General features: G+C 30.4%; 31 protein-coding genes. 29 read left to right on the top strand and 2 right to left on the bottom strand.

Annotated elements, in window-relative coordinates:
• The 23 genes from rplB (at position 1) to AVBRAN9333_RS01015 (ending at position 11,176) form a co-directional block, all read left to right on the top strand.
• Positions 1 to 831 carry a 50S ribosomal protein L2 gene (gene rplB, locus AVBRAN9333_RS01125; RefSeq protein WP_214116098.1) on the top strand — a complete coding sequence of 277 codons (831 nt, stop codon included), beginning with the start codon at positions 1 to 3 and terminating at the stop codon, positions 829 to 831.
• Position 832: 1 nt separating this feature from the next.
• Positions 833 to 1,114 (top strand): 30S ribosomal protein S19, encoded by a 282-nt coding sequence (rpsS, locus tag AVBRAN9333_RS01120; protein ID WP_214116097.1) that lies wholly within the window; start codon positions 833 to 835, stop codon positions 1,112 to 1,114.
• A gap of 10 nt (positions 1,115 to 1,124) precedes the next feature.
• Positions 1,125 to 1,463: a 50S ribosomal protein L22 gene (gene rplV, locus AVBRAN9333_RS01115; protein ID WP_214116095.1), complete on the top strand. Its 339-nt coding sequence runs from the start codon at positions 1,125 to 1,127 to the stop codon at positions 1,461 to 1,463.
• 1 nt (position 1,464) lies between these two features.
• Entirely contained in the window at positions 1,465 to 2,163 is a 699-nt protein-coding gene (rpsC, locus tag AVBRAN9333_RS01110) for a 30S ribosomal protein S3 (RefSeq protein WP_214116093.1), read from the top strand.
• Between the two features lie 2 nt (positions 2,164 to 2,165).
• A complete protein-coding gene (rplP, locus tag AVBRAN9333_RS01105) occupies positions 2,166 to 2,591 on the top strand; it encodes a 50S ribosomal protein L16 (RefSeq protein WP_214116091.1) in 426 nt (141 codons plus the stop codon).
• A complete protein-coding gene (gene rpmC, locus AVBRAN9333_RS01100; RefSeq protein WP_214116089.1) occupies positions 2,578 to 2,763 on the top strand; it encodes a 50S ribosomal protein L29 in 186 nt (61 codons plus the stop codon). The genes rplP and rpmC overlap by 14 nt, the downstream gene beginning before the upstream one ends.
• Positions 2,764 to 2,773: 10 nt before the next feature.
• A complete protein-coding gene (rpsQ, locus tag AVBRAN9333_RS01095) occupies positions 2,774 to 3,025 on the top strand; it encodes a 30S ribosomal protein S17 (RefSeq protein ID WP_214116088.1) in 252 nt (83 codons plus the stop codon).
• On the top strand, positions 3,025 to 3,393 hold the full coding sequence (rplN, locus tag AVBRAN9333_RS01090; protein ID WP_214116086.1) for a 50S ribosomal protein L14: 369 nt from the start codon (positions 3,025 to 3,027) through the stop codon (positions 3,391 to 3,393). Before rpsQ ends, rplN begins: the two co-directional genes overlap by 1 nt.
• Positions 3,393 to 3,626 (top strand): 50S ribosomal protein L24, encoded by a 234-nt coding sequence (gene rplX / locus AVBRAN9333_RS01085; RefSeq protein WP_214116077.1) that lies wholly within the window; start codon positions 3,393 to 3,395, stop codon positions 3,624 to 3,626. The genes rplN and rplX overlap by 1 nt, the downstream gene beginning before the upstream one ends.
• Before the next feature lies 1 nt (position 3,627).
• Positions 3,628 to 4,173: a 50S ribosomal protein L5 gene (gene rplE, locus AVBRAN9333_RS01080; protein ID WP_214116075.1), complete on the top strand. Its 546-nt coding sequence runs from the start codon at positions 3,628 to 3,630 to the stop codon at positions 4,171 to 4,173.
• Position 4,174: 1 nt separating this feature from the next.
• Positions 4,175 to 4,360 (top strand): type Z 30S ribosomal protein S14, encoded by a 186-nt coding sequence (locus AVBRAN9333_RS01075; RefSeq protein WP_172234194.1) that lies wholly within the window; start codon positions 4,175 to 4,177, stop codon positions 4,358 to 4,360.
• A gap of 9 nt (positions 4,361 to 4,369) precedes the next feature.
• Positions 4,370 to 4,765, top strand: a complete 396-nt coding sequence (gene rpsH / locus AVBRAN9333_RS01070) for a 30S ribosomal protein S8 (RefSeq protein ID WP_214116073.1) — start codon at positions 4,370 to 4,372, stop codon at positions 4,763 to 4,765.
• A 62-nt stretch (positions 4,766 to 4,827) separates the two neighbouring features.
• A complete protein-coding gene (gene rplF / locus AVBRAN9333_RS01065) occupies positions 4,828 to 5,364 on the top strand; it encodes a 50S ribosomal protein L6 (RefSeq protein ID WP_214116071.1) in 537 nt (178 codons plus the stop codon).
• 10 nt (positions 5,365 to 5,374) lie between these two features.
• Complete coding sequence (gene rplR, locus AVBRAN9333_RS01060) at positions 5,375 to 5,731, top strand: 50S ribosomal protein L18 (RefSeq protein WP_214116069.1); 357 nt, start codon at positions 5,375 to 5,377, stop codon at positions 5,729 to 5,731.
• Positions 5,732 to 5,740: 9 nt separating this feature from the next.
• Positions 5,741 to 6,184, top strand: coding sequence for a 30S ribosomal protein S5 (rpsE, locus tag AVBRAN9333_RS01055; protein WP_214116067.1), 444 nt, complete (start codon positions 5,741 to 5,743; stop codon positions 6,182 to 6,184).
• 3 nt (positions 6,185 to 6,187) lie between these two features.
• Positions 6,188 to 6,589, top strand: coding sequence for a 50S ribosomal protein L15 (gene rplO / locus AVBRAN9333_RS01050; RefSeq protein WP_214116065.1), 402 nt, complete (start codon positions 6,188 to 6,190; stop codon positions 6,587 to 6,589).
• Positions 6,589 to 7,851, top strand: coding sequence for a preprotein translocase subunit SecY (gene secY / locus AVBRAN9333_RS01045; RefSeq protein WP_214116056.1), 1,263 nt, complete (start codon positions 6,589 to 6,591; stop codon positions 7,849 to 7,851). The genes rplO and secY overlap by 1 nt, the downstream gene beginning before the upstream one ends.
• Positions 7,848 to 8,447, top strand: coding sequence for an NlpC/P60 family protein (locus AVBRAN9333_RS01040; protein ID WP_214150166.1), 600 nt, complete (start codon positions 7,848 to 7,850; stop codon positions 8,445 to 8,447). The genes secY and AVBRAN9333_RS01040 overlap by 4 nt, the downstream gene beginning before the upstream one ends.
• A complete protein-coding gene (locus tag AVBRAN9333_RS01035; RefSeq protein WP_239803237.1) occupies positions 8,437 to 9,156 on the top strand; it encodes a glutamate racemase in 720 nt (239 codons plus the stop codon). Before AVBRAN9333_RS01040 ends, AVBRAN9333_RS01035 begins: the two co-directional genes overlap by 11 nt.
• A complete protein-coding gene (locus AVBRAN9333_RS01030; protein WP_214116043.1) occupies positions 9,149 to 9,751 on the top strand; it encodes an MBL fold metallo-hydrolase in 603 nt (200 codons plus the stop codon). Before AVBRAN9333_RS01035 ends, AVBRAN9333_RS01030 begins: the two co-directional genes overlap by 8 nt.
• Complete coding sequence (locus tag AVBRAN9333_RS01025) at positions 9,745 to 10,044, top strand: hypothetical protein (protein ID WP_214120231.1); 300 nt, start codon at positions 9,745 to 9,747, stop codon at positions 10,042 to 10,044. The genes AVBRAN9333_RS01030 and AVBRAN9333_RS01025 overlap by 7 nt, the downstream gene beginning before the upstream one ends.
• Entirely contained in the window at positions 10,031 to 10,792 is a 762-nt protein-coding gene (map, locus tag AVBRAN9333_RS01020) for a type I methionyl aminopeptidase (protein WP_214120232.1), read from the top strand. The genes AVBRAN9333_RS01025 and map overlap by 14 nt, the downstream gene beginning before the upstream one ends.
• Before the next feature lie 3 nt (positions 10,793 to 10,795).
• Positions 10,796 to 11,176 carry a hypothetical protein gene (locus AVBRAN9333_RS01015; protein WP_336609285.1) on the top strand — a complete coding sequence of 127 codons (381 nt, stop codon included), beginning with the start codon at positions 10,796 to 10,798 and terminating at the stop codon, positions 11,174 to 11,176.
• A 43-nt stretch (positions 11,177 to 11,219) separates the two neighbouring features.
• Here the strand turns inward: AVBRAN9333_RS01015 and glmS are convergent, their stop codons facing one another.
• A complete protein-coding gene (glmS, locus tag AVBRAN9333_RS01010; protein ID WP_239803239.1) occupies positions 11,220 to 12,998 on the bottom strand; it encodes a glutamine--fructose-6-phosphate transaminase (isomerizing) in 1,779 nt (592 codons plus the stop codon).
• A gap of 92 nt (positions 12,999 to 13,090) precedes the next feature.
• Here glmS and mqnE point away from each other — a divergent pair, with 92 nt between their 5' ends.
• The 4 genes from mqnE to AVBRAN9333_RS00990 all read left to right on the top strand — a co-directional run bounded on the left by mqnE (position 13,091) and on the right by AVBRAN9333_RS00990 (position 16,533).
• Positions 13,091 to 14,155 carry an aminofutalosine synthase MqnE gene (gene mqnE, locus AVBRAN9333_RS01005; RefSeq protein ID WP_214116032.1) on the top strand — a complete coding sequence of 355 codons (1,065 nt, stop codon included), beginning with the start codon at positions 13,091 to 13,093 and terminating at the stop codon, positions 14,153 to 14,155.
• A 214-nt stretch (positions 14,156 to 14,369) separates the two neighbouring features.
• Positions 14,370 to 15,719, top strand: a complete 1,350-nt coding sequence (locus AVBRAN9333_RS01000; protein ID WP_214116030.1) for an NCS2 family permease — start codon at positions 14,370 to 14,372, stop codon at positions 15,717 to 15,719.
• A gap of 11 nt (positions 15,720 to 15,730) precedes the next feature.
• On the top strand, positions 15,731 to 16,171 hold the full coding sequence (locus AVBRAN9333_RS00995; protein ID WP_214116028.1) for a phosphoribosyltransferase: 441 nt from the start codon (positions 15,731 to 15,733) through the stop codon (positions 16,169 to 16,171).
• Complete coding sequence (locus AVBRAN9333_RS00990) at positions 16,168 to 16,533, top strand: HIT family protein (protein WP_336607263.1); 366 nt, start codon at positions 16,168 to 16,170, stop codon at positions 16,531 to 16,533. Before AVBRAN9333_RS00995 ends, AVBRAN9333_RS00990 begins: the two co-directional genes overlap by 4 nt.
• A gap of 38 nt (positions 16,534 to 16,571) precedes the next feature.
• On the opposite strand, the gene AVBRAN9333_RS00985 is transcribed toward AVBRAN9333_RS00990, so the two are convergent.
• Positions 16,572 to 17,231, bottom strand: coding sequence for a DNA alkylation repair protein (locus tag AVBRAN9333_RS00985; RefSeq protein WP_336609284.1), 660 nt, complete (start codon positions 17,229 to 17,231; stop codon positions 16,572 to 16,574).
• A gap of 260 nt (positions 17,232 to 17,491) precedes the next feature.
• On the opposite strand from AVBRAN9333_RS00985, the gene AVBRAN9333_RS00980 reads away from it, so the two are divergent.
• Together AVBRAN9333_RS00980 and AVBRAN9333_RS00975 are read left to right on the top strand one after the other, a co-directional pair.
• Positions 17,492 to 18,727 (top strand): major outer membrane protein, encoded by a 1,236-nt coding sequence (locus AVBRAN9333_RS00980; RefSeq protein WP_239803240.1) that lies wholly within the window; start codon positions 17,492 to 17,494, stop codon positions 18,725 to 18,727.
• 41 nt (positions 18,728 to 18,768) lie between these two features.
• The gene (locus tag AVBRAN9333_RS00975; RefSeq protein WP_214116020.1) at positions 18,769 to 19,188 is read left to right on the top strand and encodes a c-type cytochrome; all 420 of its coding nucleotides are present in this window, start codon (positions 18,769 to 18,771) and stop codon (positions 19,186 to 19,188) included.
• Positions 19,189 to 19,508: the final 320 nt, after the last annotated feature.

Raw genomic sequence — 19,508 nt, 5'->3', positions numbered from 1 at the left:
ATGGCTATTAAAACTTATAAACCATATACCCCAAGCAGAAGATATATTACAGGTGTAAGTAGCGATGATATTACAGCAAAAGCTAGTGTTCGCTCATTACTTGTAAAACTTCCAGCTGCAGCAGGTAGAAATAACAACGGAAGAATAACAAGTCGCCATAAAGAAGCAGGTGCTAAAAAACTATATCGTATCATTGATTTCAAAAGAAATAAATTTGGAATTGAAGGTCGTGTAGAAGCTATTGAGTATGATCCATACAGAAATTGCCGTATTGCATTAATCGCTTATAAAGATGGTGAAAAAAGATATATTATCCAACCTCGTGGTTTAGCAGTAAATGACATTGTTTGTTCAGCTGCTGAAGGTTTAGATATTAAACCAGGAAATGCTATGAAATTAAAATCAATTCCTGTAGGTACAATTATCCATAACCTTGAGTTAAAACCAGGTAAAGGTGGACAAATGATTCGTTCAGCAGGTTCTTTTGCTCAATTAATGGGTAAAGAAGAAAAATATGTAATCGTTCGCTTACAATCAGGTGAAATGAGAAGAGTATTAGCTGAATGTATGGCTAGTATTGGTGAAGTTGGTAATGAAGATTGGGCTAACGTTACAATCGGTAAAGCAGGACGCAATAGACATAGAGGTATTCGCCCACAAACTCGTGGTAGTGCAATGAACCCAGTAGATCACCCACATGGTGGTGGTGAGGGTAAAAAGAACTCAGGTCGTCACCCAGTTACACCTTGGGGTAAACCAACTAAAGGTGCTAAGACTCGCCGTAAAAAGGCTAGCGATAAGCTAATAATATCAAGAAGAAAAGGAAAATAAGATGGCTAGATCATTAAAAAAAGGTCCTTTTGTTGATTCTCATGTTATGAAAAAAGTTATCGCAGCAAAAAAAGCTAACGATAATAAACCAATTAAAACTTGGTCAAGAAGAAGCACTATAACTCCTGATATGATCGGTCTTACTTTTAACGTTCATAATGGTAAAAGCTTTATTCCAGTATATGTAACTGAAAATCACATAGGTTATAAATTAGGTGAATTTGCACCAACTCGCACATTTAAAGGCCACAAAGGTTCTGTGCAGAAGAAAATTGGAAAATAAGGGGTAGTAGATGAGTAAAGCATTAATTAAATTCATAAGACTATCACCAACTAAGGCAAGATTGTTAGCAAGAGAAGTTCAAGGAATGAATGCTGAATTAGCAATGGCTAGTTTAAAATTTATGCCAAATAAAGCAGCAAAATACATTTCTAATGCAATTTCAAGTGCTGTTGCAAATGGTGGATATGAGCCAAGTGAAGTTGTAGTAAGTTCATGCCGTGTTGATGCAGGTGCAGTTCTAAAAAGAATTAGACCAAGAGCAAGAGGTAGTGCAAGTCGCATTAGAAAACCAACTGCTCATATTATGGTTGAAGTAAGCAGAGCAAAAACTGAAAGTAAGGAAAGCTAAAATGGGACAAAAAGTAAATCCGATCGGTCTTAGACTAGGAATTAATAGAAATTGGGAATCAAGATGGTTTCCAGCTAAAGCTAGTTTAGCACAAAGCATAGGCGAAGATTATAAAATCCGTGCTTTTCTTAAAAAAGAGCTATACTATGCAGGCGTTAGTCAAATAATAATAGAAAGAACTGCTAAGAAATTAAGAGTTACTGTAGTTGCAGCTCGTCCTGGAATTATCATTGGTAAAAAAGGTAGTGATGTTGAAGTAATTAAAACAAAACTACAAAAAATTATCAATAAAGAAGTAAATCTTAATATTAAAGAAGAGCGTCGTGCTAATGCATCAGCTCAATTAGCAGCAGAAAGTGTTGCAACTCAACTTGAAAAGCGTGTTGCTTTCCGCCGTGCTATGAAAAAAGTTATTCAAAATGCACAAAAAGCAGGAGCAAAAGGTATTAAAGTTAGCGTTGCAGGTCGTTTAGGTGGTGCTGAAATGGCTAGAACAGAGTGGTATCTTGAAGGTCGTGTGCCTTTACATACTTTAAGAGCAAAAATTGATTATGGTTTTGCTGAAGCTCATACAACTTATGGAAACATAGGTATTAAAGTATGGATATTCAAAGGTGAGGTATTACATAAAGGTGTTCAAGCTGATAAAACTGAAGAGCCAGCAGCAAAGAAGACAAGAAGAACCAGAAGAGGTAAATAATTATGTTGATGCCAAAAAGAACAAAATTTAGAAAAATGATGAAAGGCCGCAATCGTGGCTATGCTTGCCGTGGCACAAAACTTGCTCTAGGTGATTATGCTTTAAAAGCTACTGAGGGTGGTAGAGTTAATTCACGCCAAATTGAAGCAGCTCGTATTGCTCTAACTCGTCATGTTAAAAGACAAGGTAAATCATGGATAAGAGTATTCCCAGATAAACCTTTAACTAAAAAACCACTTGAAACAAGGATGGGTAAAGGTAAAGGTAGTGTTGAAGAATGGGTAATGAATATTCAACCAGGCAGAATTCTTTTTGAAATGACAGGCGTTAGTGAAGATATGGCTAGAGAAGCTCTTGCACTTGCTATGAGTAAATTACCATTTAAAACTAAGTTCGTTACAAGAGAGAGTGAAAATGAAATATACTGAGCTAAAAGATAAAACAGCAGAAGAATTAAATGCTATGTTAAAAGAGAAAAAGGTGCTTTTATTTACACTAAAACAAAAGCTTAAAACGATGCAGCTTACAAATACAAATGAGCTTCGCGTAGTAAGAAAAGATATTGCTAAAATCAATACTGCAATATCAGCTATGAAATAAGGGGCTAATTATGAGTTTTAAAAGAGAAATACAAGGCGTAATCGTTGCAAAATCAGGTGATAAAACAGTTAGCGTTCTAGTTGAGCGTAAAGTTGTTCACCCAAGATATAGAAAGATTGTAAAACGCTTTAAAAAATATTTAGTTCATGATGAAAAAAATACTGCTAATGTTGGCGATACAGTTGTGGCAATTGAATGCAGACCATTGTCAAAACGCAAATCTTTTCGTCTTAAAACAATCTTAGCAGCAGGAGTTGAGTAATGATTCAAAGTTTTACAAGGCTTGTAGTTGCTGATAATAGCGGCGCAAAAGAAATTATGTGTATAAAAGTATTAGGTGGTAGCAAGAGAAGATATGCTACTGTAGGTGATGTTATAGTTGCATCTGTTAAAAAAGCTTTACCAAATGGTAAAATTAAAAAAGGTCAAGTAGTTAAAGCTGTAATCGTAAGAACTAAAAAAGAAGTTCAAAGAGAAAATGGCTCATTAATTCGTTTTGATGAAAATGCAGCAGTTATTTTAGATGCTAAAAGAGAGCCAGTTGGAACTCGTATTTTCGGGCCAGTTGGTAGAGAAGTAAGATATGGTGGCTTTATGAAAATTGTTTCACTAGCTCCGGAGGTTTTATAATGGCTGTTAAATTTAAAATTAAAAAAGGTGATAATGTAAAAATTATCGCAGGTGATGATAAAGGTAAAACAGGTGTTGTAAAGGCAGTTTTTCCTAAGAAAAATCAAGTAATCGTTGAAGGTTGCAAAATTGCTAAGAAAGCAGTTAAACCAAGCGAGCAAAATCCACAAGGTGGTTTTGTAAATAAGGAAATGCCTATGGATATTTCAAATGTAGCAAAGGTGGAGGCATAATATGAGATTAAAAGAAAAATATGTTAATAGCATTAAGCCTGCTATTGCTAAAGAATTTGATATTAAAAATCCTATGTTAATTCCTGCTATTGAAAAAATTGTAATTAGCGTTGGTTTAGGTGCTGAATTTACTAAAGATCAAAAAGTATTACAAAGCATTGTTGATACAATTAGTTTAATTTCAGGACAAAAAGCAGTTGTAACTAAAGCTAAAAAATCAGTTGCTGGTTTTAAAGTAAGAGATGGTTTCCCTGTTGGTGTAATGGTAACTTTAAGAAAAGACAATATGTATGCGTTTTTAGATAAGTTAATTTCTATTGCATTACCAAGAGTTAAAGACTTTAGAGGCCTAAGTAGAGATGGTTTTGATGGTCGTGGAAATTATAGCTTCGGTTTAAATGAACAATTAATGTTCCCTGAAGTTGTATATGACCAAATTTTAAGAACCCATGGTATGAATATAAATGTTGTAACAACAGCAAATAGCGATAAAGAGGCATTAAGATTATTAGAATTATTCGGTGTGCCTTTCACAAAAGGAAAGTAATATGGCAAAAAAATCAATGATAGCAAAAGCTGCTCGTCCAGCTAAGTTTAAAGTTAGAGCTTATACAAGATGCCAAATTTGTGGTCGTCCACACTCAGTATATAGAGATTTTGGAATTTGCCGTGTGTGCCTAAGAAAAATGGCTAATGAAGGATTAATTCCTGGTCTTAAGAAAGCTAGCTGGTAAGGAGAAGTTATGATTAACGATTTAATTTCAGATTCACTAACTCGTATTAGAAATGCAGCACTTCGTAAATTAGATACAACAAAATTACTACATTCAAAAGTTGTAGAATCTATTGTTGATATTTTTAAAGCGAAAGGTTATATTGAAGATTATAGCGTTGTTGAAGAAGATAAAAAGAAATTCATCAATGTAGTTTTAAAATATGATGAAAAAGGCAAAAGCGTTATTAATGAAATAAAGCGTGTTAGCAAACCTGGTCGTAGAGTTTACCGTGGTAAAGATGAAATCAAAAGATTTAAAAACGGTTATGGAACAATAGTTGTAAGTACAAGCAAAGGTGTTATTAGCAATGAAGTTGCTTATAAAGAAGGCATCGGTGGCGAAGTACTTTGCACTATTTGGTAATTAATGCTTTTTATGGCATTCGGAAAGCTTAAGCTTTCCCTAGACAAATAAAAAGGAAAAATATGTCAAGAATAGGAAAACAACCAATTGAAATTCCAGCTGGAATTTCAGCTAAAGTAGATGGTAATGTTCTTAGTTTTACTAAAGGAAATGTAAAAAAAGAACTTGATTTTAAAGGTCATGTAAATGTAGAAGTTAAAGACAATCAAGTAGTATTCACTCCAAAAAGTGATGATAGAAGTTCAAGAGCTTATTGGGGAACTTACAGAGCTTTAGCTAATAACATAGTAATAGGTCTTACTCAAGGATTTAAAAAAGTATTAGAAATAAATGGTGTTGGATATAAAGCTGCAATGAAAGGTAAAACTTTAGAAATGGCTTTAGGTTACTCACATCCAGTAATTTTTGATGCTCCAGAAGGCATTGAAATAGCAGTTGAGAAAAATACTATCGTAATTACAGGTGCTGATAAGCAAGTAGTAGGTCAAGTTGCAGCTAAAATTCGTGAATTTAGACCACCTGAGCCATATAAAGGTAAAGGTATTAAGTATTCAGATGAGCGTATTATTCGCAAAGCTGGTAAAACATCTAAGAAGTAAGGGATAAATAATGAGAGCAAATATCTTAAAAAGAAAATTATCTCTTAGAATTAAGAGAAAAAAGAGAATTCGTGCAAAAATTAGCGGTTGTGCAACTTTACCAAGAGTATCTATTTTTAAATCAAATAGAACGCTTTATGTTCAAGCAATTGATGATGTAAAAGCTCACACAATAGCTAGCGTAAATGGTAAAAAATTAGGCATTAAAGCAAATATTGAAGGTGCTAAGAAATTAGCAGCTGAATTTGCAAAAAGCTTAAAAGCAGCAAAAATTGAAGAAGCAGTTTTTGATAGAAATGGTTATTTATACCATGGTGTTGTAGCAGCTTTTGCTGATGCTTTAAGAGAAAACGGTATCAAACTATAAGGATAAATTATGGAAAAATATAATAGAGAAGAATTTGAAGAAGTAATTGTTGATATCGGTAGAGTTACAAAGGTTGTTAAAGGTGGTCGCCGCTTTAGATTTACAGCACTTGTAATTGTAGGTAATAAAAATGGCCTTGTAGGTGTTGGTTATGGTAAAGCTAAAGAAGTTCCTGATGCTATTAAAAAAGCAGTAGATGATGCGTTTAAAAATATCATTTCAGTTAAACTTCGTGGCCAAACAATCCCACACGATATTGAAGTAAAATACAATGCAAGCCGTATTTTATTAAAACCTGCTAGCGAAGGTACTGGAGTTATCGCAGGTGGTTCAAGCCGTCCAATTATTGAACTTGCAGGTATTAAAGATATTCTTACAAAATCACTTGGTTCATCAAATCCAGGCAACGTTGTAAGAGCTACAATCAAAGCTTTAAGTATGTTGAAAGGATAAAAAATGGGACTTGAAAATTTACAAAAAGCAGCAGGCTCTACTCATAAAACAAAAAGAATAGGCCGTGGTCAAGGTTCTGGCTGGGGAAAAACTGCTACAAAAGGTGGCAAAGGTCAAACAGCTAGAAAAGGTTATAATGAAAAAAGAGGTTTTGAAGGTGGTCAGCAACCACTTCAAAGAAGATTACCTAAAGTTGGTTTTACTTCTAAGTTTGAAAAACCTTATGTAATTAATGTTGAAAAAGTTACAGCTATTAAAGAATTAAAAGAAATTACTTTTGAAAGCTTAAAAAGTGTTCATAAATTTTCTTCAAGCGTTAAGAAAATAAAATTAATTGGCGCAAGTGCTAGTTCATTAGTAGCAAAAATCAAAGACGAAAACATTAAAACTAGCGGAAGTAAATAATGAATAAAAATCTTGCCAATAAAATTTTTATAACATTGGCGCTTTTATTTGCTTACAGGATACTGGCTTACGTGCCAGTTCCTGGCGTAAATGTAGATGTAATTAAAGAATTTTTTGAATCAAACACAAATAATGCTTTAGGTATGTTTAATATGTTTAGTGGAAAAGCTGCTGAGCGTTTATCAATCATATCTTTAGGTATAATGCCTTATATTACTTCATCAATTATTATGGAATTACTTGCAGCAACATTTCCAAATATCGGTCGTATGAAAAAAGAACGCGATGGAATGGTTAAATATATGCAAATTATTCGTGTAGCAACTATTGTAATTACTTTAATTCAAAGTGTTGGAGTTTCAGTAGGGCTTCAAAGCTTACACTCAAGAACAGGTGAAGCTGCTATTATGATTGATTTTAATACATTTATAGCTTTAAGCGCTGCTAGTATGTTAGCTGGAACTATGTTGCTTATGTGGTTAGGCGAGCAAATTACTCAAAGAGGTATTGGCAATGGTATTTCATTAATTATTTTTGCTGGTATCGTTTCGGGAATTCCTAGTGCGATTTCTAGCACAATTAACCTTGTAAATACTGGTGAATTAAATTTCTTAGTAGTAATTGGTATTGCCTTAGTTATTATTGCAGCTATTGGTGCTATTATTTATGTAGAATTGGGAGAAAGAAGAATTCCAATTTCTTATAGTAGAAAAGTTTTAATGCAAAATCAAAATAAAAGAATTATGAATTATATTCCTATTAAATTAAATTTAAGTGGTGTAATTCCTCCAATTTTTGCTAGTGCAATTTTGACATTTCCTGCTACTGTTTTACAATCAAGTACAAATGAATACATTATGAAAATTAATGATATTTTCAATCCAAATGGTTATGTATTTCATATTTTTACATTCTTTTTTGTAATCTTTTTTGCATATTTTTACGCATCAATTGCATTTAATGCAAAAGATATTTCAGAAAACCTAAAAAAACAAGGTGGTTTTATTCCAGGTATTCGTCCAGGAGAAGGAACAGCTTTATATTTAAATGAAATTGCAAGTCGCTTGACATTAAGTGGCTCAATATATTTAGCAATTATTGCAACTCTTCCTTGGCTTTTAGCTAAATTTATGGGAGTTCCATTTTATTTTGGTGGAACATCAGTTTTAATTGTTGTTCAGGTAGCACTTGATACAATGAGAAAAATTGAAGCTCAAATGTATGTGAATAAATATCAAACCTTAAGTGCAGTAGGCTTATGATTATAAATAGGCAAATATTTTTGCCGATTATTTTGGCTATATTTTTTGTGGCTTGTTCGCAAAATATAGCCAACAATAACTATGAAAACTATCAAAATAAAATCAATGGTGTAGTATTAATTGATGATGTTTATTCTAATTATCCAGCACAAATGTTTACTCCTAATGCTATTTTTGATACTAAATTGGATATAGAAAAAGTACAACAAACAAATAAAATTGTAGAGCGTATTTTAAATTCTTCAAGTGAGTGGAGATACACTCCTTATAGACTTGGCGGCACTAATAAAAACAAAGGTGCGGATTGTTCTTTTTTTACTCAAGAGATTTATAAACAAGTATATGGATTTAATCTAAGTAGAAGTACAAAAGAGCAAAGATTAGGTGGTAAAAAAGTTTCAAAATCTAAGCTTAAAGCAGGAGATTTAGTGTTCTTTAGAACAGATGGACCTTTTGGCTTACATGTTGGAATTTATCTTGAAAATAACAATTTTATACATTTATCTTCAAAAGGTGGAACAAGAATTCAAAGCCTTAATGTAAGATATTGGAATACAAGATATTTAGATGCAAGAAGGTATATAAATGCTAAATAAAATAGCAATTTTTGATAGTGGTGTAGGTGGGCTTGGAACTTTAAAATTATTAGTAAAAAGCCGTGTAGCAAAAGAAATAATTTATTATGCTGATAATAAAAATGTCCCATTTGGAACTAAAAGCAAAGAAGAAATTTTAAAAATCGGTCAAAATGCAATTGATTATTTAACAAGTTTAAATGTAGATTTGATTATTTTAGCCTGTAACACAGTTAGCTCAATTTTAAGCGAGCTGAATGTAGCTATTAAAGTTCTTCCTATAAGTGATTATGGTATTTTAGGGCTTAGTCAAATTGCTAATAATCAAAATTCTTTAGTAGTAGCTACAAAAGCAACTCTTAGCTCAGGGCTTTATCAAAACGCTTGTAAAAAATATAATATAAAAGCTGACTTTATAAGTCCTATTTCTTTTGTTCCTATTGTTGAGAGTATGGATTATTCTAAAGCGAGTGAAGATTTTGCAAATTATTTTAATAAAAATAATTATGATTATATTCTTTATGCTTGTACTCATTATCCATTTTTAGAGCAAGAATTTAAAACTTATTTTCCTAAAGCCACATTGATTGACCCAGCAAAAATTTTAGCACAAACTATGCAAGATGAATTTTTTAATAAAGATTTTAAATCAGAAATTATAATTGATTTTAGAGCTAGTAAAGATACTAAGATATTAAAAGATTTTTATGAAAGGATTAAAAATGTATGAGATTTTAGTAAGACCTTGTGGAGATTACGCTACAAATTGTTATATTGTAAAGCACGAATTAGGAGATATTGTAATAGACCCAGGCAAAGGTGCTTTAAGTTTTATTAAAGAAAACTCAAGCAAAGTTCTAGCAATTTTAAACACTCACGGACACCACGACCACATATGGGACAATAAATTAGTAGCACAAGAATTTAACGCTCCTTTATACACCCCAAAAGATGATATATTTATGTTAAAAAATCCTTTTTATGGTTTTTTGCCAAGCGATGATATAGCAATAGCTGTTGAAGACAAAGAAGAATTAGTGTTTAATGGTTTAAAATTTACTTTTCATCATTTTGCAGGTCATACTCCAGGTTGTTCTATGATTGAATTTGATGATGTTTATTTTAGTGGGGATTTTTTATTTGAAAGAAGTATAGGCAGATGGGATTTTGAGTTCTCAAATGCTGATGATATGGTAAATAGTCTTGAAAAAGCAAAGAATTTAAAAGATGATTTTTATTTACTACCAGGTCATGGAAATCAAACAAAAGTTAGTTTAGAAAAACCACATTTTGATTCTTGGATAAGATACATTAAGCAATGTTAATAATAGAATTAATTTTAGTATTTTTTGGTTTGATGGCTTGGTTTTTTCAAAAAGCATCACCAAAAAATGAAAAAATAGAAAGACTTAGTAGGAAATGTCCTTGCACAAGAATGGCTAATACTGGGCTTTTAACTAAAATATTTCTTTATTCAGCCATTGGTATAATTATAATTAATGCTTCAATGTTAGACTATGTGGGTTTTAATAAAGATAATATCTCTCAATTTATAATAGCCTTAGTGCTTGTATTTTTGGGGTATAAAGTAAGAAAGGATGAATATGATAGAAATTAAAAAACCAGCAGAAATAGAAAAATTAAGAGTAGCTAATAAAATGGTTGCAAAAACGCTAGATTATCTTGAAACTTTAATAAAACCAGGAATTTCTTTAAAAGAATTAGATAAAGCTGCAGAAGATTATATTTTAAGTCTTGGTGCAAAACCAGCTTTTAAAGGGCTTTATGGTTTTCCAGGTGCAATTTGTGTTAGTCTTAATGAAACTTGCATTCATGGAATTCCTGATGATAGAGTTTTAAAAGAAGGCGATATTGTAAGCTGTGATGTTGGAACTTTCATAGATGGATATTATGGCGACGCTGCTAGGACTTATGGTGTTGGCAAAATCTCTAAAAAAGATGAAGAATTAATTGCTTGCAGTAAGGATTGCTTGTTAAATGCAATAAGTCATATTAAAGATGGTATGAGATTTAAAGAGCTTAGCAAGATTTTAGAAGACTTTATTCGCTCTCGTGGTTTTGTTCCACTAGAAGGATTTTGCGGACACGGCATTGGTAGAAAACCACACGCAGAGCCTGAAATACCAAACTATCTACACCCAAATGATAGTATTAAAAATGGTCCAAAGATTAAAAATGGAATGGTATTTTGTATAGAGCCTATGATTTGCCAAAAAGATGGAAGACCTAAAAATCTAAAAGGTATGTGGGAAACTGCTTCAGCAGATGGATTAAACACTGCTCATTATGAACACTGCGTAGCTATTGTAAATGGAAGAGCCGAGATTTTATCAATTAATGAGTAAATTATGGATGCGAAAATAATTAAATCTAAATTAGATTTTAGCAGTGTTTTGTATTTTGTATTTATTTATTTGATTATTGCAATAACACAAGGAGCTTTTAAAGCAGGCTTTGTTTATTTAGGCATATTTTTCTCAATTTTGCTTGTGATTTATATTTATGATATGCCTATAATTAAAGTGATTTTGTATAAAGATAGAATTGGAGTTAGATTTATATTTTTTACAAAATACATAAAACTAAGCGATATTAAAAGCTATAAAAGAAAAAAGAGATTTTTAAAAATCAAAACCAATGGCTTACTTTATTCAAATATAAAATTAAGAAATTTTCATACAAATAGCCTTGATGAAATAGAGCAACACTTAAATGCTATAAATGAATAAAATTATGGAATTTAAATTAGGAAATTATCCTAATTTAAATTCTTTATTCAACCGTTACGCTTTTTGCTAGATTTCTTGGCATATCTACATTTGCACCAACACGATTTGTAATTTCTAGTGCAAATAATTGCATAATTACCATCATTTCAAAAAATTCGCTTAGATAATGTTCTTGTTCGCTTGTTTTTATAAAATCATCAGCCTCGCTAAACTCAATAGGAGAAATTGCTAAAATATTTGCATCTCTTGCACTTAATTCTAAGACATTTGAGCGAGTTTTATCATATAAAATATTTTTCGGCATAAATGCAATTGTAAATAATTCGCTATCAGCAAGTGCGATAGGACCATGCTTCATCTCTCCTGCTGCATAGCCTTCTGCGTGCATATAGCTTATTTCTTTTAATTTTAATGCTGCTTCAAGTGCAAGTGGATAAAATAAATCTCTACCTATAAAGAAAAATCCGTGTCCGTGTAAGTATCGCTTGCTTAAGCGTTTTAGTTTATCGTGAGTATTTTTATTTACTTTTAATACATTAGATAAATCCTTAATAGCAAGTAATTCTTTTTTAATATCTAAATTAGGATTTTTATTTAAATACAATGCTAGTAGCCATAGATTTAGCATTTGAGCGCAAAATGCTTTAGTGCTTGCTACACTTTTTTCAATCCCTGCACGAATTAAAATACAATAATCAGCTTCTCTTGCTATGCTTGAATTATCAACATTGCATAATGCTAAAGTTTTAAGCCCAGCATTTTTTGCTATTTTTAAAGCTTCAAGAGTATCAGCTGTCTCGCCGCTTTGAGATATACAAACGAATAAAGCATTTTTATCTAAAAAGCCATTTTTATATCTAAACTCACTTGCTATTTCTACACGGCATTCAATATTAGCACTTCTTTCAAAAATATAGCTAGCTGCCAATGCTGCATGATAGCTAGTGCCACAAGCACAAATTATGATTTTACTAAAGTCTTGATTTAAATTCTTTAATTCATCAAAACATACTTTATCATTAATAATTCTTCCTATTAATATATTTTGAACGATTTGGCTTTGCTCGTAGATTTCTTTTTCCATAAAAGTATCAAATCCATCTTTTAAAGCACTTTCTTTATCGCAATTTAATTCTTTAAACTCAACAACGCCATTTAATAAATGAATTCCATTTTTATCTAAAAAGCCAAAATCCCCATCGTTTAAATAAGCAACTTGTTTGCAAATACCAACCAATGGAGCATCACAAGATGCCATATAAAACTCACTATTATTTGAGCCTTTTCCTATTATTAGTGGTGCGTTTTTCTTAGCAAAAAATATAGTATTTGGAGCTTTTTTTGTGATTAATAATATTGCATAAGCTCCATCAATTTTTTTAATAACTTCACTAAAAGCTTTTTCAGGGCTTAAAGTATTTGCATATTTTTCAAACAAATGAACAACAACTTCTGTATCTGTTTGCGAATTAAAATGTGTGGTTTTTAGTTCTTCTTTTATTTCTTTATAATTTTCTATAATTCCATTGTGTATTATGCAAGAATATTCGCCGTAATGTGGATGAGAATTTGTATCATCAGGTTTTCCGTGTGTTGCCCAACGAGTATGACCTATAGCTACACCTTCATCATTAAAGTTTAAATTTTTCATAAAATTAACAAGATTTTCTAATTTTCCTGCCTTTTTAAAAAAGCTTAATTCATTATTTTCTAACACAGCCATACCTGCACTATCATATCCACGATATTCAAGTTCTTTTAATCCTTTTAATATAATTTCTTTTTTTTCTAATTGTCCTAAATATCCAATAATTCCGCACATTTTTAATCCTTTAATAATAAAAATTACGCTAATTTATAGTAAGTTGTTAAACAAAGATAAATATAATCACTTTTCTTTTTTAAGGATGGTAAATGGATATTTTAGAAGCGTTAGACGAAGGTAAAAGATTAAGCGAAGAAGATTGTTATAAGTTATACGATTTAGATTTGCAAGTCTTAGGATTTTACGCTAATAAAAAGAGATTAAAACTTCACGGAAAAAAAGTTTATTTTAATTGTAATCGTCACATAAATCCTACAAATATGTGCGTTGATACTTGTGCTTTTTGTGCATTTTCAGCTCATAGGCACAATCCAAATCCATATCATCTAACACACGAAGAAATCTTAAAAATAGTTGATGATACCGTTACTCGTGGGACAAAAGAAATACACATTGTTTCAGCTCACAATAAAAAAGGTGGTTGGGAATGGTATTTTGAGATTTTTAGAAAAATTAAAGATAAATACCCACATTTACATATTAAAGCAATGACAGCTGCTGAAATTAATTTTATTGCAAAGAGTTTTTTTGATGGAGATTATTCTGCAGTAATTGACAAAATGCTTGAATATGGAGTTGATTCTATGCCGGGTGGCGGTGCTGAAATTTTTGATGAAAAAGTTAGAAATGAGCTTTGTGCTAGCAAAGTTAGTTCTGATAATTGGCTTAAGATTCATGGGCTATGGCATCAAAAAGGAAAACAAAGTAATGCAACTATGCTTTTTGGACACATTGAAAGTCGTGAGAACAGAATTGACCATATGCTAAGACTAAGAAAACAACAAGATATTAGCAAAGGATTTAATGCTTTTATTCCGTTAGTATGGCAAAAAGACAATTCGTTTTTAAAGGATTTAAAACCGCTTGGAAGTATAGAAATTCTAAAAACTATTGCAATAGCAAGGCTTGTTTTAGACAATATTTCTCATATTAAAGCTTATTGGGCGACTTTAGGATTAAACCTTGCAATGGTGGCTCAAGAATACGGAGCAAATGACCTTGATGGAACAATAGAAAAAGAAAATATCCAAAGTGCAGGTGGTGCAAAAAGTGCGAATGGCATTACGCTACAAGACTTCATAGACAATATCAAAACATCAAATTTAATTCCAATAGAAAGAGATAGTTTATATAATGAGATTAAGGAATATTGATTGAATTCTTTATATGTTTTTAGCTCCATTTTAAAAACATCATTCAAACTCATTATGCAATTAATATATGATTGCAAAAAATATACTTTCAAACAATTTAATCTAATAATTTCTTACTACAAACAAAAGGATACTGCTATGAGCTAGAATTTTTAATCTTATTGTGTTTAATCTTAGGTGCTTTACGCTAAATATTTTTTTATAAGGGAAAAAAATGGACTTTTTTAAGTTAAAAGAAAACAATACAAGTGTTAAAAATGAGTTTAATGGTGCTTTAGCAACATTTTTATCAATGCTTTATATTATTCCAACTAATGCTTTTATAGTAAGCAATACAGGGCTTAGTGTAGAAGCTTTAATGTTAGCAACTGCTTTAGTAACTATAATAGCAACTGCATTTACAGGACTTTTTGCAAATTCTCCAATAGCAATGAGTACAGGTATGGGGCTTAATGTATTTTTTACATTTTCAATGTGCAAAGGTCAAGGAATTCCTGTTGAAACTGCTTTAGGTGCTGTTTTTATAAGTGGTTTTATATTTTTAGTTCTTTCTTTTACAAATTTTCGTATTTTTATTTTAAAAAGTATTCCTGAAGATTTTCGCCGTGCTATAAGTGCTGGTATTGGGTGCTTTCTAGCGTTTATGGGGATGAATCAGGCTCATATTGTTACGGCTGATCCTGTAACTCTTTTAAAAATAGGTAATTTTGCAGACCCTAATGTGTTATTTTGTTTATTTGTATTATTTTTAATTGTTTGTTTTTGGGCTTGGAAGATTAAAGCAGGCTTTATTTTAGCGGTTTTAATAGGTAGTATTATCGCTTGGACTTTTGGAATAGGTGGAGCAAAATTACCAAGTGAATTTGTGGCAATTCCAAATTTTAGTGAAAAAGATGGGCTTATGAGTATTTTTGCAAAACTTGATATTATGAGTGCTTTAAGTTTATCGGTATTACCTGCAGTAATGACACTTTTTGTAACTCAATTATTTGATAGTATAGGCACGATTACTGGTGCTGGAATTAGGGGCGGAATATTTAAAAATAAAACAAAATCAGACGGAACTCTTGATGATAGTGGAGATAAAAAATTAGGTAAAACTATGATAGCTGATGCGGCAGGAACTTGTATCGGAGCAGTTATTGGCACATCAACTGCAACTGCATTTGTAGAAAGTAGTGCTGGTATAGAAAGTGGTGCTAGAACAGGACTTAGCAATATATTTTTAGCGGGAATGTTTTGTCTTTGCATATTCTTTTTACCATTTTTCCAAGCAATTCCTGTTAATGCTATTTATCCTATCTTGATAATGGTTGGAATTTTAATGTTTATGGAAGTTAGCAATATTGATTTTAAAGACCCTGCAAATAGTGTTGCTACATTTTTTACAGTAATTATGATGCCATTTACTTACTCAATTACTACAGGTATTGCTTTTGGATTTATTTCTTATGTATTAGTTAGATTATTAAGAAAAGAATTTAATAAGCTAAGTAGTGGTATAATCGTTATCTCTATTATTTGTATGGCAGTGTTCTTGCTACAATTTATGAAATTTAATTAAAAGGTAAAACTATGTATAAATATACTTACGATGAATTTAAAAATGACTTTGAGCCGTTTGCAAAACGCATTCAAGATGAGTTCAACCCAGACGCTTTTGTAGGTGTTGCTCGTGGTGGTCTTACACTTACTCACGCATTATCAACTGCACTTAAAAGCAGAAATGCTTTTGTATTAAATAGTATTCATTATGATGGGCAAAAAAAATTAGATACTATTGAAATTACTAATATTCCTGATTTAAGTAAAGCTAAAAAAGTTTTAATCATTGATGATATCGTAGATAGTGGTGAAAGTCTTGATGCAATTCGTAAAAAAATCTTAGAAATTTACCCACATTTAGAAGTTAAACTTGCTGTTATTTTTTATAAGCCAAGCGCTATTATAAAACCTGAATTTTGTGTAAAAGAAGCTAAAGAATGGATTAGTTTTTTTTGGGATTTTGAAGTATGATTTATGAAAATAGTTTTTGCTATATTAAACGCCACGAGAGTTCTATCCCGTGGCTAGAAATCCATGCAAAAGACGAATACAAAGAACTTAGTAATGATGAAGAAACAAGCCTAAAAATTTTTAAAATTGCTATGCTTATAGAAAAAGAAATGATTAGTTTTTATAAGCCAACTAAGATTAATCACGCTTCATTTGCTAACTACTTGCCTAAAGCCCATTGGCATATAATGGCTAGATTTAGTGATGATGGATTTTATCCTGAATGTATGTGGGGTAAGCAATTAGGGGATTTAAAAGATTATAGAGCTAGTTTTGATGAATTTTGCGATATTTTAGTAGCTAAGTTAAAGAATTTTAAATAAGTAGAAATCATATTTAATTTTTACTTATTTAAAACATATTACTTTCTTAAATCTTTTAATAAAATCTTATTCTCTGCTGATATTTTTGCACTATAACTTATTTTTTGAAACATCATTGATAAAGTTTCATTATCTAATTTTTTAATTTTTAAAAAATTAAAAGTTTCATCAAAATTATTACTTAAAAGTTCTGTAAAATACCAAGCTCTAGCCATATTTACATAATATTCTTGACTTTTTATACTAAATATTTTTTCTAATTTTGTGGTATCACTGCTAAAATATCTTATAAAACATAAAATCCCAAATCTTATTTCATATATTGTATTAGACTTAATCCATTCGTATATGATTTGCTCTACCTTATCAAGATTACTATCAAAACACTTAGGTCTTATAGTATCGCAACTACACCAGTTATCTATGATTTTTAATATTATTTTTAAATTCTTAACCACTAAATCATAATCATCTAACTCATTTAATACGTGTATGTAAAGTTGCATTTCATCAAAACTTTTAAAATTAGTATTTAATAAATAATCATTTAAATCATACTTTTTAATTATAGTTTTTGCATACCTTTTAAGCTTATTGTTTCTAACTCCTATTATTTTATAGTTAGTAAATACTGATTTTTTGCAATAACTTTTATATATTTTATCTATATGTTTTTGTAAATATTCTTTAATTTTCATTATAGCTCTTTCGTTTTGTTTAAAAAAATAATCTTACTATAAATACTTTTACTAAGTATTAACCTAGCTTCTTTAAAATCATCGCAACTTAGACTAGTTTTTTACTCCTTGAGAGACTTAAACCCCTTGAGAAATCAAGGGGTTTTCCTTTTTTAAGAATAATTCAAATTACATTTTTTTAAAAATTTATATAACTTTAAGCTTAATTTTCAAAATTTATGCTACTATTCCCTTACATTTTTACAAAAAAAGGAGAAAAAATGAAATTAGTTAAATTAAGTTTAGCAGCAGTTGTTGCTGCAGGTTCGTTCTCATTCGCGAACGCAGTTGCTTTAGATGAAGCTATTCAAAATGTAGACCTATCAGGAATGTTAAGATATAGATACGATACAAATTCTGAAAAAATAAAAAACAATTCAGTTACTACAAAAATAGATAGATCTAAAGATAATGGTCACAACTATAAAGCTCAATTAAAATTTGGTGCTGATATAGCTGATAATTTTAAAGCTACAGCATTATTCCAATATTCAAACACTGATGGTTCTTTTGGTAATTCAGCATATTTAAATGATAAAAAAACTTTTAATGTAAGAGATGCTTATTTAACTTATACAAATTACGATACTTCATTCATATTCGGTAGAATGGAAATCGGTTCAATTTGGACTGATGATTTACTAGGAACAGGATTAAAAATAGTAAATAACAGCATTGAAAATGTAACTTTAGCAGCTTATGCATTTGATAACTATAACAATGATGGAGATTTAAGTAGTGTTTTATTTGTTAAAGATGAAGAAGGTAATAAATACGCTACAAGTAAGAACCTTTATGGTATAGCAGCAATTGCTAATTTTGACCCAGTAGCAGCTCAATTATGGGTTTCAAATATGGCTAGCTGGGGCACATTCTATGCAGTAGATTTCAATGTTGCTCTAGGCGATAAAGATGATTTCGCATACAATATTCACGCTCAATACGCAGGCAATAGCCTTAAAAAAGATAGAAAAGGTGAAGTAGCAGCTAATGGTAACTTCTATGCAGCAGAAGCTGGCTTTGATGCATTCGGCTTAGACTTCAATGTAGGTTATGCTGGTTATGGTAAAAAAGATAAATTAACTCTTAATACTGTAGAAGATGAAGGTCAATTAATCAACTACGGCGAAATCGTAATGAAAGACTACCAAGGTGGTTTTGGTAAAAAAGATTTCGTATTCGGAACAATTGGCTATACATTTGAAGATGTAAGATTTGGTGTTGATATTATTAGCGGAACAAATAAAATTGTTAACAATAAAGAAAAATTATTTGAAGTTAAGCCACAACTATCTTACAAATACAGCGACAAACTAAACTTCTCAGCATTCTATGCTTACGCAGAAACTAAAGATGCTACTGAAGTAAGTATTACTAAAGATAACAAATTAAGTCTTGATAAGTCTGATAAGAAAAAAGAAAGTTTAATCAGATTCCAAGCTAAATATACATTTTAATTAATTGCTAGGCTTTAAGCCTAGCTTTTTAAAGACTTAGAATGAAAAAAATTTTATTATTTTTATGTATTATAAATTCTATAAATGCAGTGACTACAGATGATTTATTAAATTATACTTTTAGTGATAATTTAGATATTAATTTAGGTAAAGAACTTTTTATAAATATTCATAAATGCAATTCTTGTCATGGAGATTTAGGAGATAAATCAAGCACTACATTTAAATCCTTAAACACTCATTCAGCATCTACTTTAAAATCAATGTTAAAATCTTACAAAAACGATAAAGATTTTGGAGGCAAAACAAGATTTGTTATGCAAAGATATGCAAATAAATTGTCAAATAAGGATATTGATAATATTATAGCTTATATAAAAGGTAAAGATAATTTAGAATTACCTAATTCAAAAAATATTGAACCTGCTAAAAAAACTAAAGATAATTTATATTTGGAATAAAATCTAAATATAAATTCCTATTTTAAAACTTAGATATTTTATTATAATTTAGCTATATAACTTAATAATCTTATAAAATATATAATGCCATTAAGTTATGCTAAACATGTAAAATTAACTCATCTAAAATATTTTATACAAATAATTCAAATAATGTTTTTTATATTATTCAAAATTATTATTTATTTTCTTACTAAATTTCAAACTTCTCAAACCTAACTCTCACTACATAACCACCAAAACTACAAACTATCTTCACTAATTTTAGTTTTTAATGTTTTTAAATTCTCCCAACTTTCCCTACTTTTCCAAATAATTTT

Origin of the sequence: Campylobacter sp. RM9333 (assembly GCF_020137705.1) — a bacterium.
Lineage (GTDB): Bacteria > Campylobacterota > Campylobacteria > Campylobacterales > Campylobacteraceae > Campylobacter_E.
The sequence above is the reverse complement of the archived record's forward strand: the minus strand, read 5'-3'. Positions and strand labels throughout refer to the sequence as shown.

Bases quoted from the DNA above. Each gene is read 5' to 3' on its own strand.
- AVBRAN9333_RS01025 (WP_214120231.1), top strand. From the start codon at position 9,745: ATGTTAATAATAGAATTAATTTTAGTATTTTTTGGTTTGATGGCTTGG.
- rpsQ (WP_214116088.1), top strand. From the start codon at position 2,774: ATGAGTTTTAAAAGAGAAATACAAGGCGTAATCGTTGCAAAATCAGGT.
- AVBRAN9333_RS00995 (WP_214116028.1), top strand. From the start codon at position 15,731: ATGTATAAATATACTTACGATGAATTTAAAAATGACTTTGAGCCGTTT.
- mqnE (WP_214116032.1), top strand. From the start codon at position 13,091: ATGGATATTTTAGAAGCGTTAGACGAAGGTAAAAGATTAAGCGAAGAA.
- rplO (WP_214116065.1), top strand. From the start codon at position 6,188: ATGGGACTTGAAAATTTACAAAAAGCAGCAGGCTCTACTCATAAAACA.
- rplP (WP_214116091.1), top strand. From the start codon at position 2,166: ATGTTGATGCCAAAAAGAACAAAATTTAGAAAAATGATGAAAGGCCGC.
- rplR (WP_214116069.1), top strand. From the start codon at position 5,375: ATGAGAGCAAATATCTTAAAAAGAAAATTATCTCTTAGAATTAAGAGA.
- rpsE (WP_214116067.1), top strand. From the start codon at position 5,741: ATGGAAAAATATAATAGAGAAGAATTTGAAGAAGTAATTGTTGATATC.
- rpsH (WP_214116073.1), top strand. From the start codon at position 4,370: ATGATTAACGATTTAATTTCAGATTCACTAACTCGTATTAGAAATGCA.
- rplN (WP_214116086.1), top strand. From the start codon at position 3,025: ATGATTCAAAGTTTTACAAGGCTTGTAGTTGCTGATAATAGCGGCGCA.
- rpsS (WP_214116097.1), top strand. From the start codon at position 833: ATGGCTAGATCATTAAAAAAAGGTCCTTTTGTTGATTCTCATGTTATG.
- AVBRAN9333_RS01015 (WP_336609285.1), top strand. From the start codon at position 10,796: ATGGATGCGAAAATAATTAAATCTAAATTAGATTTTAGCAGTGTTTTG.
- AVBRAN9333_RS01035 (WP_239803237.1), top strand. From the start codon at position 8,437: ATGCTAAATAAAATAGCAATTTTTGATAGTGGTGTAGGTGGGCTTGGA.
- AVBRAN9333_RS01000 (WP_214116030.1), top strand. From the start codon at position 14,370: ATGGACTTTTTTAAGTTAAAAGAAAACAATACAAGTGTTAAAAATGAG.
- rplF (WP_214116071.1), top strand. From the start codon at position 4,828: ATGTCAAGAATAGGAAAACAACCAATTGAAATTCCAGCTGGAATTTCA.
- secY (WP_214116056.1), top strand. From the start codon at position 6,589: ATGAATAAAAATCTTGCCAATAAAATTTTTATAACATTGGCGCTTTTA.
- AVBRAN9333_RS00990 (WP_336607263.1), top strand. From the start codon at position 16,168: ATGATTTATGAAAATAGTTTTTGCTATATTAAACGCCACGAGAGTTCT.
- map (WP_214120232.1), top strand. From the start codon at position 10,031: ATGATAGAAATTAAAAAACCAGCAGAAATAGAAAAATTAAGAGTAGCT.
- AVBRAN9333_RS00980 (WP_239803240.1), top strand. From the start codon at position 17,492: ATGAAATTAGTTAAATTAAGTTTAGCAGCAGTTGTTGCTGCAGGTTCG.
- AVBRAN9333_RS01040 (WP_214150166.1), top strand. From the start codon at position 7,848: ATGATTATAAATAGGCAAATATTTTTGCCGATTATTTTGGCTATATTT.
- rpmC (WP_214116089.1), top strand. From the start codon at position 2,578: ATGAAATATACTGAGCTAAAAGATAAAACAGCAGAAGAATTAAATGCT.
- rplV (WP_214116095.1), top strand. From the start codon at position 1,125: ATGAGTAAAGCATTAATTAAATTCATAAGACTATCACCAACTAAGGCA.
- AVBRAN9333_RS01075 (WP_172234194.1), top strand. From the start codon at position 4,175: ATGGCAAAAAAATCAATGATAGCAAAAGCTGCTCGTCCAGCTAAGTTT.
- rplB (WP_214116098.1), top strand. From the start codon at position 1: ATGGCTATTAAAACTTATAAACCATATACCCCAAGCAGAAGATATATT.
- AVBRAN9333_RS01030 (WP_214116043.1), top strand. From the start codon at position 9,149: ATGTATGAGATTTTAGTAAGACCTTGTGGAGATTACGCTACAAATTGT.
- rpsC (WP_214116093.1), top strand. From the start codon at position 1,465: ATGGGACAAAAAGTAAATCCGATCGGTCTTAGACTAGGAATTAATAGA.
- rplE (WP_214116075.1), top strand. From the start codon at position 3,628: ATGAGATTAAAAGAAAAATATGTTAATAGCATTAAGCCTGCTATTGCT.
- glmS (WP_239803239.1), bottom strand. From the start codon at position 12,998: ATGTGCGGAATTATTGGATATTTAGGACAATTAGAAAAAAAAGAAATT.
- AVBRAN9333_RS00985 (WP_336609284.1), bottom strand. From the start codon at position 17,231: ATGAAAATTAAAGAATATTTACAAAAACATATAGATAAAATATATAAA.
- AVBRAN9333_RS00975 (WP_214116020.1), top strand. From the start codon at position 18,769: ATGAAAAAAATTTTATTATTTTTATGTATTATAAATTCTATAAATGCA.
- rplX (WP_214116077.1), top strand. From the start codon at position 3,393: ATGGCTGTTAAATTTAAAATTAAAAAAGGTGATAATGTAAAAATTATC.